At 57.5% G+C, this 15,880-nt stretch carries 11 protein-coding genes, 2 tRNA genes and 1 pseudogene; 13 read left to right on the forward strand and 1 reads right to left on the reverse strand.

Features of this window, described 5'->3' with window-relative positions; all coding sequences use genetic code 11:
- Positions 1-7 precede the first annotated feature (7 nt).
- From glmM to HX793_RS16570, 13 genes are all read left to right on the forward strand, one after another.
- Complete coding sequence (glmM, locus tag HX793_RS16510; RefSeq protein ID WP_016976822.1) at positions 8-1,345, forward strand: phosphoglucosamine mutase; 1,338 nt, start codon at positions 8-10, stop codon at positions 1,343-1,345.
- Between the two features lie 66 nt (positions 1,346-1,411).
- Complete coding sequence (gene tpiA / locus HX793_RS16515) at positions 1,412-2,167, forward strand: triose-phosphate isomerase (RefSeq protein ID WP_016976823.1); 756 nt, start codon at positions 1,412-1,414, stop codon at positions 2,165-2,167.
- A 4-nt stretch (positions 2,168-2,171) separates the two neighbouring features.
- The gene (gene secG / locus HX793_RS16520) at positions 2,172-2,555 is read left to right on the forward strand and encodes a preprotein translocase subunit SecG (RefSeq protein ID WP_003194191.1); all 384 of its coding nucleotides are present in this window, start codon (positions 2,172-2,174) and stop codon (positions 2,553-2,555) included.
- Between the two features lie 22 nt (positions 2,556-2,577).
- Positions 2,578-2,663 (forward strand) — tRNA-Leu (locus HX793_RS16525).
- Between the two features lie 96 nt (positions 2,664-2,759).
- Positions 2,760-2,836, forward strand: a tRNA-Met gene (locus HX793_RS16530).
- A gap of 140 nt (positions 2,837-2,976) precedes the next feature.
- Positions 2,977-3,435 carry a ribosome maturation factor RimP gene (gene rimP, locus HX793_RS16535; protein ID WP_038843818.1) on the forward strand — a complete coding sequence of 153 codons (459 nt, stop codon included), beginning with the start codon at positions 2,977-2,979 and terminating at the stop codon, positions 3,433-3,435.
- A gap of 47 nt (positions 3,436-3,482) precedes the next feature.
- A complete protein-coding gene (gene nusA / locus HX793_RS16540) occupies positions 3,483-4,964 on the forward strand; it encodes a transcription termination factor NusA (protein ID WP_010206599.1) in 1,482 nt (493 codons plus the stop codon).
- A 27-nt stretch (positions 4,965-4,991) separates the two neighbouring features.
- Positions 4,992-7,517, forward strand: a complete 2,526-nt coding sequence (gene infB, locus HX793_RS16545; RefSeq protein ID WP_016976824.1) for a translation initiation factor IF-2 — start codon at positions 4,992-4,994, stop codon at positions 7,515-7,517.
- Positions 7,518-7,676: 159 nt separating this feature from the next.
- Entirely contained in the window at positions 7,677-8,072 is a 396-nt protein-coding gene (rbfA, locus tag HX793_RS16550) for a 30S ribosome-binding factor RbfA (protein WP_016973761.1), read from the forward strand.
- Positions 8,073-8,075: 3 nt separating this feature from the next.
- Positions 8,076-8,993 carry a tRNA pseudouridine(55) synthase TruB gene (gene truB / locus HX793_RS16555; RefSeq protein WP_016976825.1) on the forward strand — a complete coding sequence of 306 codons (918 nt, stop codon included), beginning with the start codon at positions 8,076-8,078 and terminating at the stop codon, positions 8,991-8,993.
- Between the two features lie 115 nt (positions 8,994-9,108).
- The gene (gene rpsO, locus HX793_RS16560) at positions 9,109-9,378 is read left to right on the forward strand and encodes a 30S ribosomal protein S15 (RefSeq protein WP_003177875.1); all 270 of its coding nucleotides are present in this window, start codon (positions 9,109-9,111) and stop codon (positions 9,376-9,378) included.
- A 195-nt stretch (positions 9,379-9,573) separates the two neighbouring features.
- Entirely contained in the window at positions 9,574-11,679 is a 2,106-nt protein-coding gene (gene pnp / locus HX793_RS16565; protein ID WP_016976826.1) for a polyribonucleotide nucleotidyltransferase, read from the forward strand.
- A 295-nt stretch (positions 11,680-11,974) separates the two neighbouring features.
- Positions 11,975-12,595 carry a BON domain-containing protein gene (locus tag HX793_RS16570; protein WP_016976827.1) on the forward strand — a complete coding sequence of 207 codons (621 nt, stop codon included), beginning with the start codon at positions 11,975-11,977 and terminating at the stop codon, positions 12,593-12,595.
- Positions 12,596-12,921: 326 nt separating this feature from the next.
- Here the strand turns inward: HX793_RS16570 and HX793_RS16575 are convergent.
- Positions 12,922-15,839 (reverse strand): annotated as a pseudogene (locus HX793_RS16575) (DUF748 domain-containing protein).
- Positions 15,840-15,880: the final 41 nt, after the last annotated feature.

Raw genomic sequence — 15,880 nt, forward strand, 5'->3', positions numbered from 1 at the left:
AGCACTTATGACTAAAAAATACTTTGGTACCGACGGTATCCGTGGTCGGGTCGGCGAATTTCCGATCACTCCTGATTTCATGCTTAAGCTCGGTTGGGCTGCGGGTATGGCGTTCCGTAGCATGGGCGCGTGCCGCATCCTGGTGGGCAAAGACACCCGCATCTCCGGCTATATGTTTGAGTCTGCGCTGGAGGCGGGTCTGTCCGCTGCGGGCGCTGATGTCATGTTGCTGGGGCCCATGCCGACGCCGGCGATCGCTTACCTGACGCGTACTTTTCACGCTGAAGCCGGTATCGTGATCAGCGCCTCGCATAACCCGCACGATGACAATGGCATCAAATTTTTCTCGGGTCAGGGCACCAAGCTGCCGGACGAGATCGAGTTGATGATCGAAGAGCTGCTGGATGCGCCGATGACAGTGGTTGAGTCCAGCAAGCTGGGCAAGGTGTCGCGTATCAATGACGCCTCAGGCCGATATATCGAATTCTGCAAAAGTAGCGTTCCGAGCAGTACCAGTTTTGCCGGTCTGAAGCTGGTGGTCGACTGTGCTCATGGGGCGACCTACAAGGTAGCGCCGAGCGTGTTCAAAGAGCTGGGTGCGCAGGTGACTGTCTTGTCGGCTCAGCCCGATGGCTTGAACATCAACGAAAACTGCGGCTCAACCCATATGGAGCAATTGCAGGCCGCTGTCTTGGCTGAGCATGCTGACCTGGGTATTGCTTTCGATGGCGATGGTGATCGGGTGCTGATGGTCGATCATACGGGCGCCATCGTAGACGGTGATGAGCTGCTGTTCATCATTGCACGTGACATGCATGAGCGTGACAGGCTGCAAGGCGGTGTTGTCGGAACCTTGATGAGCAACCTGGGGCTGGAATTGGCCCTTGCGGATTTGGGCATTCCCTTTGTCCGCGCCAATGTCGGTGATCGTTACGTTATCGCAGAGTTGCTTGAGCGCAATTGGCTGATCGGTGGCGAGAACTCCGGACACGTGGTTTGCTTCCAGCACACCACGACCGGCGATGCGATCATTGCAGCGTTGCAGGTATTGATGGCTCTGCGGGCTCGCGGAGAGAGCTTGGCTCAAGCGCGTCAGGCGCTGCGTAAGTGCCCTCAGGTTCTGCTCAACGTTCGCTTCTCTGGCGGCGAAAACCCGATTGAGCACCCGGCTGTCAAAGAGGCGTGCGAGCGCGTGACCCTTGCTATGGCGGGGCGCGGTCGTGTGTTGTTGCGCAAGTCGGGCACAGAGCCTCTGGTGCGTGTCATGGTCGAAGGTGATGATGAAACACAGGTTCGCGGCCATGCCGAAGACCTGGCAAAACTGGTAACTGAAGTTTGCGCCTGAATTCGGCTTGCCAGTGATGATGTGGTTGGGTAACATCTGCGCCCACTTTGACCGACGAGGTACAGCATGCGTCGCACTATGGTAGCTGGTAACTGGAAGATGCACGGTACCCGCGCCAGTGTCGCTGAGCTGATCAATGGCCTTCGTCACTTGGCCTTGCCGAGCGGTGTTGATGTTGCGGTGTTCCCGCCTTGCTTGCATATCAACCAAGTGGTTGATGGCTTGAAAGGCAAGTCGATCCAGGTCGGCGCGCAGAACTCCGCGGTGGAGCCGATGCAGGGTGCGTTGACTGGCGAGATTTCGCCGAGTCAGCTGGTCGATGCGGGTTGTTCCTATGTGCTTGTTGGGCACTCCGAGCGCCGTCAGATGATGGGCGAGCGTGATGGGACGCTCAATCGCAAGTTCGCAGCGGCACAGGCTTGTGGCTTGATTCCGGTGTTGTGCATAGGGGAGACCCTGGAGCAGCGCGAATCGGGCAAGACTCTTGAGGTTGTCTCGCGTCAGCTGGGCAGCATCATCGAGGAGCTGGGTGTTGGTGCGTTTGCAAAGGCAGTGATTGCTTACGAGCCGGTCTGGGCCATTGGCACTGGGCTGACTGCTACACCGCAACAGGCGCAGGATGTGCACTCAGCCATCCGCGCGCAGTTGGCGGCAGAGAATTCTGAAGTCGCACAAGGTGTGCGTCTTCTATACGGCGGCAGCGTGAAGGCGGCCAATGCGGTCGAACTGTTCGGCATGCCGGATATCGATGGGGGGCTCATTGGTGGAGCTTCCCTGAATGCAGATGAGTTCGGTGCGATCTGTCGCGCCGCGGGAAACTGAAAAAATGCTGGAAACAGTCGTAGTCGTTTTTCATCTGTTGGCTGCTCTGAGCGTCGTCGCTCTGGTTTTGCTGCAACAGGGTAAAGGTGCGGATGCTGGTGCGTCTTTCGGTGCAGGTGCTTCAAATACTGTGTTCGGAAGCCAAGGTTCCTCTACCTTTCTTAGTAAGTTTACTGCTATACTTGCCGCCGGTTTCTTCATAACCAGCTTGGGGTTAGGTTACTTTGCTAAAGAGAAAGCTCATGTGCTGACTCAAGTAGGTCTCCCAAACCCAGCAGTGTTGGAAGTGCCAAAAGCAAAACCGGCTTCTGATGATGTCCCGGTGCTTCAAGAGCAAAAGTCGGCTACCCCAGCGACTGACGTACCTCCAGCTCAAGAGCAGAAGTAAGAAGGGTTGTAAACGCTGTATTGCCGAGGTGGTGGAATTGGTAGACACGCAACCTTGAGGTGGTTGTGCCCATAGGGTGTAGGGGTTCGAGTCCCCTTCTCGGTACCAATTATCAGGAGAGCCCGCTGTTGCGGGCTTTCTTGTAGGTGGAAGGTTACATTGACCCTGTAAGGGATCGGTCGTATACTTCCGCCCCAGCTTTGTCGCGGGGTGGAGCAGTCTGGTAGCTCGTCGGGCTCATAACCCGAAGGTCGTCGGTTCAAATCCGGCCCCCGCAACCAGTTTTAGCGGAGCCCCTTTTAAGGGGCTTTTTGTTAGCTGGACACTTTCAACGCCGCTGTTCGACGGCGTTTCAAGGATGGGCGTTTCGCCCATTTTTTTATTTTGCACAGCATGCACATACATGCACGAGGGGGTTCAGGTGTCGAGCAAGCTAGAAGAGTTGCAGGCCTTGCTGGCCCCGGTGGTCGTGGCCCTAGGCTATGAATGCTGGGGTATTGAGTTTTCGGCTCAAGGTCGCCACTCAATGTTGCGCGTTTATATCGATAAAGAGGGCGGCGTGCTGGTGGACGATTGTGCCATTGTCAGCCGTCAGATCAGCGGTGTGCTGGATGTTGAAGATCCGATCTCCGTTGAATACACCCTCGAAGTTTCCTCGCCAGGCATGGAACGCCCACTGTTCACTATTGAGCAGTTTGCAAAATTTGCCGGTGAACAAGTGAAGATCAAGCTGCGATCTCCCTTTGAAGGGCGACGCAACTTTCAGGGCCTTCTGCGCGGTGTAGAAGAACAGGATGTCGTGGTGCAGGTAGAAGACCATGAGTTCCTGTTGCCGATCGATATGATCGACAAGGCCAACATTATTCCCAGTTTTGACTGAGACGCGGATCCCGCGGATCCAATGGCTTGCGAAAGGCGAGGCGTACGATGAGCAAAGAAGTACTGCTGGTTGTTGAGTCGGTATCCAATGAAAAGGGCGTACCGGCAAACGTGATTTTTGAAGCGCTGGAGCTGGCCCTGGCCACTGCTACCAAAAAGCGTTTTGAAGACGAAGTTGATCTGCGTGTGGAAATCAACCGCCACACCGGTGCCTATGAGACTTTCCGTCGCTGGACGGTCGTCGAAGAAGCCGATCTTGATGATCCGGCCATCGAAACCTGGCCAAGCAAGGTTGCGCAAACGCATCCTGGTGCCAAGGTCGGTGATGTCGTCGAAGAAAAGATCGAATCGATCGAATTCGGCCGTATTGCTGCACAGACCGCCAAGCAGGTCATCGTGCAGAAGGTTCGCGAAGCTGAGCGCGCTCAAGTCGTTGACGCTTATCGCGAGCGCCTGGGTGAAATCATCTCTGGCACCGTTAAAAAAGTGACCCGCGACAACGTGATCGTCGACCTGGGTAACAACGCCGAAGCGTTGCTGGCCCGCGAAGACATCATTTCTCGCGAAACCTTCCGTGTCGGCGTGCGCCTGCGTGCGCTGCTCAAGGAAATCCGCACCGAGAACCGCGGCCCTCAGTTGATCCTGTCGCGTACCGCGCCGGAAATGCTGATCGAGCTGTTCCGTATCGAAGTGCCGGAAATCGCCGAAGGCCTGATCGAAGTCATGGCTGCGTCCCGCGACCCGGGTTCGCGCGCCAAGATCGCGGTCCGCTCCAAGGACAAACGCATCGACCCGCAAGGCGCTTGCATCGGTATGCGCGGTTCGCGCGTCCAGGCAGTGTCGGGCGAATTGGGCGGTGAACGCGTGGACATCGTCCTGTGGGACGATAACCCGGCGCAGTTCGTGATCAACGCCATGTCGCCGGCTGAAGTGGCGGCAATTATCGTTGACGAAGATGCCCATGCAATGGACATCGCCGTTGGCGCAGACAATCTGGCTCAGGCCATTGGTCGTGGTGGTCAGAACGTGCGTCTGGCCAGCCAACTGACCGGCTGGACCCTGAACGTGATGACCGAATCGGACATCCAGGCTAAGCAGCAAGCTGAAACCGGTGACATCCTGCGCAACTTCATCGAAGAGCTCGAAGTCGATGAAGACCTGGCACAGGTGCTGGTAGATGAAGGCTTCACCAGCCTGGAAGAGATTGCCTACGTACCGTTGGAAGAAATGCTCAACATCGACGGCTTTGACGAAGACACCGTCAACGAGCTTCGCGCTCGGGCCAAGGATCGTTTGTTGACTAAAGCCATCGCTACTGAGGAAAAGCTGGCAGACGCCCATCCGGCCGAAGACCTGCTCTCGCTTGAGGGTATGGACAAGGATTTGGCGATGGAACTGGCGGTGCGCGGCGTAATTACCCGCGAAGACCTGGCCGAGCAGTCTATTGACGATCTGCTCGACATCGACGGCATTGACGATGATCGTGCCGGCAAGTTGATCATGGCCGCCCGAGCCCATTGGTTCGAGTAACTAGGCGCGGCCTGAGGAGAGAAGTGCATGACGCAAGTCACGGTGAAACAACTGGCCGATGAGGTCAAAACACCGGTAGAGCGCCTGTTGCAGCAGATGCGTGAGGCAGGTCTGCCGCACACCGCCGCCGATGAAGGTGTGAGCGATAGTGAGAAGCAGTCTTTGCTGACTCACTTGAAGAGCAGCCACAAGGCGAAAGTGGAAGAACCGCGCAAGATTACATTGCAGCGCAAAACCACAAGCACCCTGCGTGTTGCTGGTAGCAAGAGCATCAGCGTTGAAGTACGCAAGAAGAAAGTCTTCGTACAGCGCAGCCCGGAAGAAATCGAAGCCGAGCGCAAACGCGAACTGGAAGAACGTCGCGCAGTAGAAAATGCTGCACGTCAGAAGGCTGAAGAAGAAGCCAAGCGTCGCGCCGAAGAAGAAGCGCGTCGCCAGCCTGCTGCTGCGCAACCTGCTGCCACTGAAGCGGTCGCCGCGCCTAGCGCTCCTGTAGAAGCTGTGCGTGAGGCCGCTCCGGTTGCCGCTGCACCAGCGCCTGCTGCTGACGCTCGTAAGCGTGACGAACCCCGTCGCCCAGACAAGCCACGTGCCGACGATAACAATCGTCGTGGCGGTGGTGGCGATGGCGAGCGCAAAAACGCTCCGCATCGTGCCTCGGTCAAAGAGAAAGCGCCTGCTCCACGCGTTGCCCCACGTACTACCGACGAAGAAAGCGATGGCTTCCGTCGTGGTGGTCGCGGCAAGGCCAAGCTGAAGAAACGCAACGCCCACGGTTTCCAGAGCCCAACCGGCCCTGTCGTGCGTGAAGTGAAGATCGGCGAGACCATCACTGTGGGCGACCTCGCCCAACAGATGTCGGTCAAGGCAGCTGAAATCATCAAGTTCATGTTCAAGCTGGGTACTCCGGCCACCATCAACCAGGTACTGGACCAGGAAACTGCCCAGCTTGTGGCTGAGGAATTGGGCCACAAAGTGACCCTGGTCAGCGACACCGCCCTGGAAGATTCCCTGGCCGAGTCCCTGAAGTTTGAAGGTGAGGCGGTTTCCCGTGCACCAGTCGTGACCGTAATGGGCCACGTTGACCACGGTAAAACATCCCTGCTCGACTACATCCGTCGTGCCAAGGTTGCTGCTGGCGAAGCCGGTGGTATCACCCAGCACATCGGTGCGTACCACGTTGAAACCGACCGTGGCATGGTGACGTTCCTCGACACCCCTGGTCACGCCGCGTTTACCGCAATGCGTGCCCGTGGTGCCAAGGCGACCGACATCGTGATCCTGGTGGTTGCAGCGGACGACGGCGTGATGCCACAAACCATCGAAGCCGTTCAGCATGCCAAGGCAGCTGGCGTTCCGTTGGTAGTCGCAGTGAACAAAATCGACAAGCCGGGCGCCGATCTTGATCGCATCCGTAGCGAACTGTCGGTTCACGGCGTGACCTCCGAAGAGTGGGGTGGCGACACTCCATTCGTACCGGTCTCCGCGAAGATGGGTACCGGTGTTGACGAACTGCTCGAAGCCGTTCTGTTGCAAGCCGAGGTTCTGGAACTGACCGCTACGCCATCGGCTCCTGGCCGTGGTGTTGTGGTTGAGTCCCGTCTCGACAAGGGCCGTGGCCCGGTTGCTACCGTTCTGGTTCAAGACGGTACCCTGCGCCAAGGCGACATGGTACTGGTCGGTTCGAACTACGGCCGTGTACGTGCCATGCTCGACGAGAACGGCAAGCCAATCAAAGAAGCAGGTCCTGCTATCCCGGTCGAGATCCTCGGCCTGGACGGTACGCCGGACGCTGGTGACGAGATGAGCGTGGTTGCCGACGAGAAGAAAGCCCGTGAAGTGGCTCTGTTCCGTCAAGGCAAATTCCGTGAAGTCAAGCTGGCCCGTGCTCACGCCGGCAAGCTGGAAAACATCTTCGAGAACATGGGTCAGGAAGAGAAGAAGACGCTTAACATCGTCCTCAAATCTGACGTACGTGGTTCCCTCGAAGCGTTGAACGGCGCCTTGAATGGCCTGGGTAACGACGAAGTGCAAGTGCGCGTTGTCGGTGGCGGTGTCGGTGGTATCACCGAATCCGACGCCAACCTGGCACTGGCTTCCAACGCTGTACTGTTCGGCTTCAACGTGCGTGCCGATGCTGGCGCTCGCAAGATCGTCGAGCAGGAAGGCTTGGACATGCGTTACTACAACGTCATCTACGACATCATCGAAGACGTCAAGAAAGCCCTCACCGGCATGCTTGGCAGCGACGTCCGGGAGAACATCCTGGGTGTGGCCGAGGTGCGTGACGTGTTCCGCTCGCCGAAATTCGGCGCGATCGCCGGTTGCATGGTTATCGAAGGTGTTGTGCACCGTAACCGTCCAATCCGTGTACTGCGTGAAGACATCGTTATCTTCGAAGGCGAGCTGGAATCCCTGCGCCGCTTCAAGGATGACGCTTCCGAAGTACGTGCCGGCATGGAATGCGGTATCGGCGTCAAGAGCTACAACGACGTCAAGGTGGGCGACAAGATCGAAGTCTTCGAGAAGGTTCAGGTTGCTCGCAGCCTCTAACTCGCGCACTTCCGGAGCCACGCCGCGTGTGGGCATGCAAATGCCCCGCGCAGCGTACGGACTCTAAACGCAACGCCCGGTCTGGCTTTTGTCAGGCCGGGCGTTTGCCGCTTTCAGACCCCACGGGTTTCACCGTGTGGCAGTAACAGGTAACAAGACATGGCAAAAGAATACAGCCGTACCCAGCGTATCGGCGATCAGATGCAGCGCGAGCTGGCCCAACTGATCCGTCGCGAAGTCAAAGACCCCCGCGTTGGCCTGGTCACCATCACCGCCGTAGAAGTGAGCCGTGACGTGGGTCACGCCAAGATCTTCATCACCGTGATGGGGCAGGACAGCAGCGAAGAAATCGCGCAAAGCATCAAGGTGCTCAACTCGGCTGCAGGTTTCCTGCGCATGCAGTTGGCCCGTGAAATGAAGCTGCGCAGTGTTCCCCAGTTGCATTTCCACTACGACGAAAGCGTCGTGCGTGGCGCGCACCTGTCGGCACTGATCGAGCGCGCCGTGGCTGAAGACAGCCAGCACCCGTCCACACCTGAAGACGCCAAGGAGTAAGCGGTGGCTCAGGTCAAACGTATCCGTCGCAACGTCAGCGGCATCATTCTGCTCGATAAGCCCATTGGATTTACCTCCAATGCCGCGTTGCAGAAGGTTCGCTGGCTGCTCAACGCCGAAAAGGCCGGGCACACCGGCAGCCTCGATCCCTTGGCCACCGGTGTACTGCCGTTGTGCTTTGGCGAGGCCACCAAGTTCTCGCAATACCTGCTCGATTCCGACAAGGGGTACGAAACCCTGATGCAATTGGGTAAGACCACCACCACGGCCGACGCCGAAGGTGATGTTCTGCAGGTTCGCGACGTGACCGTTGGTCGTGCAGATATAGAAGCGGCTTTACCCGGTTTTCGTGGACAAATCAGTCAGATACCGCCGATGTACTCGGCGCTCAAGCGTGATGGCCAGCCTCTTTACAAGCTGGCACGTGCGGGCGAAGTAGTGGAGCGCGAACCGCGTTCTGTTACTATTGCGCGCTTGGAATTGCTCGCCTGTGAAGGCGACACTGCCCGCCTGGCCGTGGACTGCAGCAAAGGCACCTATATCCGTACCCTGGTGGAAGATATTGGTGAGAAGCTCGGTTGCGGTGCGTACGTTGCAGAACTGCGACGCACCCAGGCCGGCCCTTTCAGCCTGGCCCAGACGGTCACGCTGGAAGAGTTGGAAGCCGTACACGCCGAAGGCGGCAACGAAGCGGTTGATCGCTTCCTGATGCCATCGGACAGCGGTTTGCTGGATTGGCCATTGCTGCACTTCTCGGAGCACAGCGCGTTCTACTGGCTCAACGGCCAGCCGGTACGTGCCCCGGATGCCCCGAAGTTCGGCATGGTGCGGGTACAGGATCATAATGGTCGCTTCATCGGTATCGGTGAAGTGAGCGAAGACGGGCGCATCGCGCCACGTCGACTGATTCGGTCAGAATGACCGGACGAGTGTGGCTGTTAACAGGCACGGTCAACACTCATTTTTAGATACAGGGATTTGTCCCTGGCCTGTTGAAACTGCCCTTTGGGTGGTTTCCTGAAAAAAGGATTGCCTCATGGCTCTCGACGTTCAAGAAAAAGCACAAATCGTTGCTGACTATCAGCAAGCTGTTGGTGACACTGGTTCGCCAGAAGTGCAAGTTGCACTGCTGACCCACAACATCAACAAGCTGCAAGGTCACTTCAAGGCCAACGGTAAAGATCACCACTCCCGTCGTGGTCTGATCCGCATGGTAAACCAGCGCCGTAAGCTGCTGGACTACCTGAAAGGCAAGGATCTGGGTCGTTATCAGACTCTGATCGGTCGCCTGGGTCTGCGTCGCTAATAAGCGATTGCGCTAGAGGTTGGTTGTCTGCCGTGTGTCAGTGGGATTCCCGCTGGCGCATGGTAGGCTCCCAGCCTCAAGTTTTATCTGGACACACGTTTTACTCTGGACCAGGTTCGGGCCGATTCCCGACATTGCCCAAGAATTTCGCAAGAAGACAAGTTCCCCCAAGAGCCACAAAGAAGGTAGGACACCGTGAACCCGGTTATCAAAAAATTCCAGTTCGGTCAGTCGACCGTTACCCTCGAGACAGGCCGTATCGCCCGTCAAGCCTCCGGCGCAGTGCTGGTTACCGTTGACGACGACGTTACCGTTCTGGTGACCGTGGTTGGCGCCAAGACCGCTGACCCGAGCAAAGGCTTCTTCCCTCTGTCCGTTCACTACCAGGAAAAGACTTACGCTGCCGGTAAGATCCCTGGCGGTTTCTTCAAGCGCGAAGGCCGTCCTTCCGAGAAAGAAACCCTGACTTCCCGACTGATCGACCGTCCGATCCGTCCGCTGTTCCCAGAAGGCTTCATGAACGAAGTGCAGGTTGTCTGCACCGTCGTTTCCACCAGCAAAAAGACCGATCCGGACATCGCTGCGATGATCGGTACTTCGGCTGCCCTGGCCATCTCCGGCATTCCTTTCGATGGCCCGATCGGCGCAGCTCGCGTTGCTTTCCACGAAAGCACCGGCTACCTGCTGAACCCGACCTACGAGCAACAGAAAGCGTCGAGCCTGGACATGGTCGTTGCCGGTACCTCGGAAGCCGTGCTGATGGTTGAATCGGAAGCCAAAGAGCTGACCGAAGACCAGATGCTGGGCGCCGTGCTGTTCGCCCACGACGAGTTCCAGGCTGTCATCAAGGCCGTCACCGAGCTGGCTGCCGAAGCTGCCAAGCCAACCTGGACCTGGGCTCCACAAGCTGAAGCCACCGAACTGCTGGGCGCGATCCGCTCCGAGTTCGGCGCTGCCATCTCCGACGCCTATACCATCACCGTCAAAGCCGACCGTTACGCTCGCCTGGGCGAGTTGAAGGATCAGGTTGTGGCCAAGCTGTCCGGTGAAGAAGGCCAGCCTTCCTCCAGCGACGTCAAAGCGGCTTTCGGTGAAATCGAATACCGCACCGTTCGCGAAAACATCGTTAACGGCAAGCCACGTATCGACGGTCGCGACACTCGCACCGTACGCCCGCTGAACATCGAAGTCGGCGTTCTGCCGAAGACTCACGGTTCGGCGCTGTTCACCCGTGGTGAAACCCAGGCTCTGGTAGTCGCGACCCTGGGCACCGCCCGTGACGCACAACTGCTGGACACCCTGGAAGGCGAGAAAAAAGACCCGTTCATGCTGCACTACAACTTCCCTCCGTTCTCGGTGGGCGAGTGTGGTCGCATGGGTGGCGCTGGTCGTCGCGAAATCGGTCACGGCCGTCTGGCCCGTCGTTCGATCGCCGCCATGCTGCCTGCCGCTGACGTGTTCCCGTACACCATCCGTGTTGTGTCGGAAATCACCGAGTCCAACGGTTCCAGCTCCATGGCTTCCGTTTGCGGTGCTTCCCTGGCGCTGATGGACGCAGGCGTGCCGATGAAGGCGCCGGTTGCCGGTATCGCCATGGGCCTGGTTAAAGAAGGCGAGAAGTTCGCCATCCTGACCGACATCCTGGGTGACGAAGACCACCTGGGTGACATGGACTTCAAAGTAGCCGGTACCGCTAAAGGTGTTACCGCGCTGCAGATGGACATCAAGATCAAGGGCATCACCGAAGAAATCATGGAAATCGCCCTGGGCCAAGCCCTGGAAGCGCGCCTGAACATCCTCGGTCAGATGAACCAAATCATTGGTCAGTCCCGTACCGAACTGTCGGAAAATGCTCCGACCATGATCGCGATGAAAATCGACACCGACAAAATCCGTGATGTCATCGGTAAAGGCGGCGCGACTATCCGTGCGATCTGTGAAGAGACCAAGGCTTCGATCGACATCGAAGACGATGGCTCGATCAAGATCTTCGGTGAAACCAAGGAAGCGGCTGAAGCAGCACGTCAGCGCGTCCTGGGCATCACTGCTGAGGCCGAGATCGGCAAGATCTACGTCGGTAAGGTTGAACGCATCGTCGACTTCGGCGCATTCGTCAACATCCTGCCGGGCAAGGACGGTCTGGTTCACATCTCCATGCTGAGCGACGCTCGCGTTGAGAAAGTGACCGACATCCTGAAGGAAGGCCAGGAAGTGGAAGTGCTGGTACTGGACGTGGACAACCGCGGCCGTATCAAGCTGTCCATCAAGGACGTAGCAGCAGCCAAGGCTTCGGGCGTTTAATCACCCCCGAGCTTTCAGCTGAAAAAGGGACTCCTCGGAGTCCTTTTTTTATGGGCGTTGGAAAATGCCGGGAAATCAGCCGTTTAGCTGAAGACAAAAGCCGCAACTTGCATGCAGACACGATAGCATTCATGCAACTTGCACGATTTCGGAAATTCCTTGTTTTTATAAGTTATTGTTTTATATGGATTTTATTGGCTGTTCAGACTTGGCACACTGCCTGCAATAACCCTGTTAACGCTGCAGCATCAAGGTTTACGTACTGCAGACTTTTAATAAAACAGGAGTTACTCGTATGAAGAAGTTCGCTCTCGCTACTGCTACCGCTCTGACCCTGGCCATGGGTGCTAACGTAGCCTTTGCTCAGACTTCCCAAGCCCCTATGACGCTGGCGGCCGGTGAAGTGACCAAGGCTAAAGAGTCCACCTCGGATACTTGGATCACCACCAAAGTGAAAGCTGACCTGCTGACCGAGAAGGGTATTCCTGGTTCGGACATCAAGGTAGAAACCAACAAAGGCGTGGTTTCCCTGTCCTCCGAAGTCGCTATTTCGGACTCGCAAAAAGCTACCGCTGTAGCCATCACCAAGAAAATCAAAGGCGTCACTGCTGTTTCTGCTGATGGCCTGCTGGCTGGCGGCGCTACCAAAGCTGACGGTATCGATAAAACCAAGGGCGCAGCTGCTAGCGCTAAAGAGTCGACCTCGGATACTTGGATCACCACCAAAGTCAAAGCTGATCTGGTAACCGAGAAAGGCATTCCTGGTACCGATATCAAAGTCGAAACCAACAAAGGTGTTGTTTCCCTGTCGTCGGCCACTGCCGTGACCGAAGCCCAGAAAACTACCGCGGTGAACATCACCAAGAAAATCAAAGGCGTTAAAGCTGTATCGGCCGACGGCCTGAAAGCAGAGTAACGCACCCGTTTCGTCTGAACTGAATGGCGGCGGCTTAGGGTGAGCTAGATATCCACCTGATGCACCTCTGGAGTTCATGCGACCGACCACACGGATGTGGTCATTACAGGCCCCGGCACTTGTGTCGGGGCCTGTTCTATTCTGGGCGGCTGCTATAAGGCAATGCTGTTCACTTGGAGAAGGGCAGTGCACTTGTGGCGAGGGAGCTTGCTCCCGTTGGGCCGCGAAGCGGCCCCAAAAATGGGACTGCTACGCAGTCCAACGGGAGCAAGCTCCCTCGCCACAGATTACTCTTTACCTCTTCAGCACTAGGTCCAACAAGGGGGTTATTCGGCGTCCAGATGCATAGGTGTAACGACCCGACCATCCTTCTCGGCCTGACCCAAGTTGGCATCGATGAAATACACCCGATCATCTTCCAACTGACCTTTGTCCACCAGGTAGTCCTTGATGGTGCTGGCGCGGTCCTGGCCGAGTTGGCGCAGCAGCACGTCGCTGCCACTCCAGAACTTGATCACGCCGTCACGAAGTTTGGCGCTACGATCATCGCTGCTCAGGTCCTTCCATTCGGCCGGTGGCTGCTGTTTCAGGCGAGTACGGTAGATGCCTTCCAGCAATGGCGCTTTTTCTTTCTCGGGTACGACAAGCAACGAGGCCTGGGCGGGAACCTTGTCCCCACGACGCTGAAGAATCTTGTAGTAGTTGTATTGGTATTCCCGCTCCAGTCGCTCGGCAGCGATGAATGGGCCATCGCTGCTGGCTGCCGCTGTGCCTTCAATTTCCAGGCGCAGGGTAGGGCGCTCTTTCAGCGCTTTAGCCAAGGTGTTCAGGGCGCCTTCAGCATCCTTGTTCAGTTCGCTGGAGCCGGCGGCGAACGACACGTTGCCAAGGTCTTCCGAGCCGCCACCCGTCACCAGCCCGCCGATAAACTTGAAGGGCGCCGTCGCTGCACGCACCACCAGGTTTCGCAGGGTCTGCCAGACAATCGGCATCACACTGAACTGCGGGTTATTCAGATCACCTGTCACCGGCAGTTCGATCGAGATTTTGCCGTCAGTGTCCTTGAGCAACGCAATTGCCAGGCGAATCGGCAAGTCCACGGCATCGGCGCTGTCGACCTTCTCGCCCAATTGCAATTGCTCGACCACCACTTTGTTCTCGGCCTTTAGCTGGCCCTTGGTGATCACGTAGTGCAGATCGAGGTTCAGCCGTCCCTTGCGGATACGGAAACCGGCGAACTTGCCAGAGTAAGGCGTGAGTGTGGTGAGTTCTACGCGTTTGAAGCTGGTTGCAATATCCAACGCCGCCATCGGGTCGAACGGGTTCACGCTGCCCTTGATGGTCACCGGCGCATAACGATCCACCTTACCCTTGATATCGACGCTGGCCGGTTTGGCCTGGCGACTGTCGATGGTGCCGATCTGCCCGTTGAGCTGTTGAATCGCCGTGGCGAAGTTGGGTGTGAGGCTGAAGTCGGCAAAGTTGGCCGAACCGTCATTGATCGCAATCTGCCCGATGCGAATGCCCAAGGGTTTTTCCTTGCTGGCGGGCTTGGGTGTTTTGTCGGCGGGTTGCGGGATCAACAGGTCATCCACGTTGGTGGTGCGGTCATCGTTGATCATGAAACGTGCATAGGGTTGCAGTAGGTTGACCTTGTCGATCGACAGGCTGTCACCGTGTTGATAGTTCACGCCTTCTAGCACCAGGCGCTGCCATTTGAGGAAGTCGCGGGTCTTGAGGGTGTCCAGGGTGTGCAACTGGTCGACCTGCGCTCTGCCTGTGACCTGGAGCTTCAAAGGATCAGTGCTTTTCAGGTTCACATCGAGATTGCTGCCGAGCATACCGCTACGCAGTTCCAGGCGGATGAACGGGCTGATATAGGACTGGGCGACCCGCAGATCGATGTCCTGGGTATTCACTTTCAGCTTGGCGCTGACCGGGTTGAGGTTGACTCGCCCGTCGCCTGGACCTTGCCTTGCTTGCCCAGGCCGGTGTCGACTTTCAGCGTGAAGGGGCTCTGGTTGAGACTATCGAAATTCTGCACATCGACGTTCAGCGGGCCCACTTCAAGCGCGACCGCAGGCTTGGCCTGGCGGTCAGCCAAATGCACCTGATAGTTACGCAGTTGCACGTCCTTGAGCAGCACTTGCCAGGGTTTGCCTGGTGCCGCGGGTTCAGCCTTTGGCGAGTCGGCGGTGGCTGGTGCGGTGGCAGGTTCAGGTGCCTTGGCCGGTTTGCTCGGCTGGCTGGCGAATAGTTTTTGCCAGTCCAGTTGCCCGTCGGACTCAAGTGCCGCCCAGGTTTCCAGTTTGTTGCTGCGGATCTTGCCGACCACCACTTGCTGCTTGGCCAGATCCACCGTGGTCTCGCTGACATCCAGGCGTTCCAGGCGCACCAGTGGGCGGCCGTCCGGCGCCTTGATGGCGAATGGTGCAATGCTCGCGGCGGTGTTGGTCAGGTTCAGTTCAGTCTCTTTGGCCAGGCTGAACTTGTACTCGGTGCTGAAGTTGAGCACACCGTCTTCCAGCACCAATGGCAGGGCGTCGCGTACGTAGGGCCACCAGGCTTTCATCTTGCCATCGGTGACTTTCAACGTGCCTTCGGAGGTGATCGGCACCAGGCTGAAATTACCTTTCCAGTCGATCTGCCCGCCAGCAGGCCCGGCCGCTACCAACGTCATGTCGGCGTTGTCTTCAGGCAGGGTGCTGAGGTTTTTCAGCTCGAAGTCGAGCTTGTCGTAAAGGAATTCGATGGGTTCGCTGGGGCGCAAGTCTTCAAAATGCACATAGCCGCCGGCCAGCTTGATGCTGTCGATGCGCAGCGGAAACGGCTTGGCATTCGGATCGGTCGGGGTGGGCTCGCTGGGCGGCAGCTTGAACAACTGCGCGAGGTTCAACTGGCCGGACTTGTCAAACAACAGCTCGGTCTTGGGTTTGTCCAGTTGTACATCTGCAAGGTGCAGGGCGCGTGTCCAGAGGCTGTCGATCTGCAGGTTGGCGTAGAGGCGCTCGAAACCCACCTGTTCCTTGCCGGGTTCACCGATTTTCAGCCCCCATGCCGTCACTTCCAGGCTGAACGGGTTGAGCTCGATCCGCTCGATCCGTGCCGGCACCGTGGCGTAATTGGCCAGTTGCTGGTTGGCAATGCGCAGCGCGATACCAGGGAGAATCAGGAAACCCAGCAAGCTGTACAGGGCAAGGGCAATCAACAAGGCGCCAGCGGCGCGAATCAATCCTTTGGGCATGGGGCGGCGCCATCTATGTCAAACAAGAGTGCCTTGGAGTA

Origin of the sequence: Pseudomonas reactans (assembly GCF_013387025.1) — a bacterium.
Classification (GTDB): domain Bacteria; phylum Pseudomonadota; class Gammaproteobacteria; order Pseudomonadales; family Pseudomonadaceae; genus Aquipseudomonas; species Aquipseudomonas reactans.

Bases quoted from the DNA above. Each gene is read 5' to 3' on its own strand.
- glmM (WP_016976822.1), top strand. From the start codon at position 8: ATGACTAAAAAATACTTTGGTACCGACGGTATCCGTGGTCGGGTCGGC.
- tpiA (WP_016976823.1), top strand. From the start codon at position 1,412: ATGCGTCGCACTATGGTAGCTGGTAACTGGAAGATGCACGGTACCCGC.
- secG (WP_003194191.1), top strand. From the start codon at position 2,172: ATGCTGGAAACAGTCGTAGTCGTTTTTCATCTGTTGGCTGCTCTGAGC.
- nusA (WP_010206599.1), top strand. From the start codon at position 3,483: ATGAGCAAAGAAGTACTGCTGGTTGTTGAGTCGGTATCCAATGAAAAG.
- infB (WP_016976824.1), top strand. From the start codon at position 4,992: ATGACGCAAGTCACGGTGAAACAACTGGCCGATGAGGTCAAAACACCG.
- rbfA (WP_016973761.1), top strand. From the start codon at position 7,677: ATGGCAAAAGAATACAGCCGTACCCAGCGTATCGGCGATCAGATGCAG.
- rpsO (WP_003177875.1), top strand. From the start codon at position 9,109: ATGGCTCTCGACGTTCAAGAAAAAGCACAAATCGTTGCTGACTATCAG.
- HX793_RS16570 (WP_016976827.1), top strand. From the start codon at position 11,975: ATGAAGAAGTTCGCTCTCGCTACTGCTACCGCTCTGACCCTGGCCATG.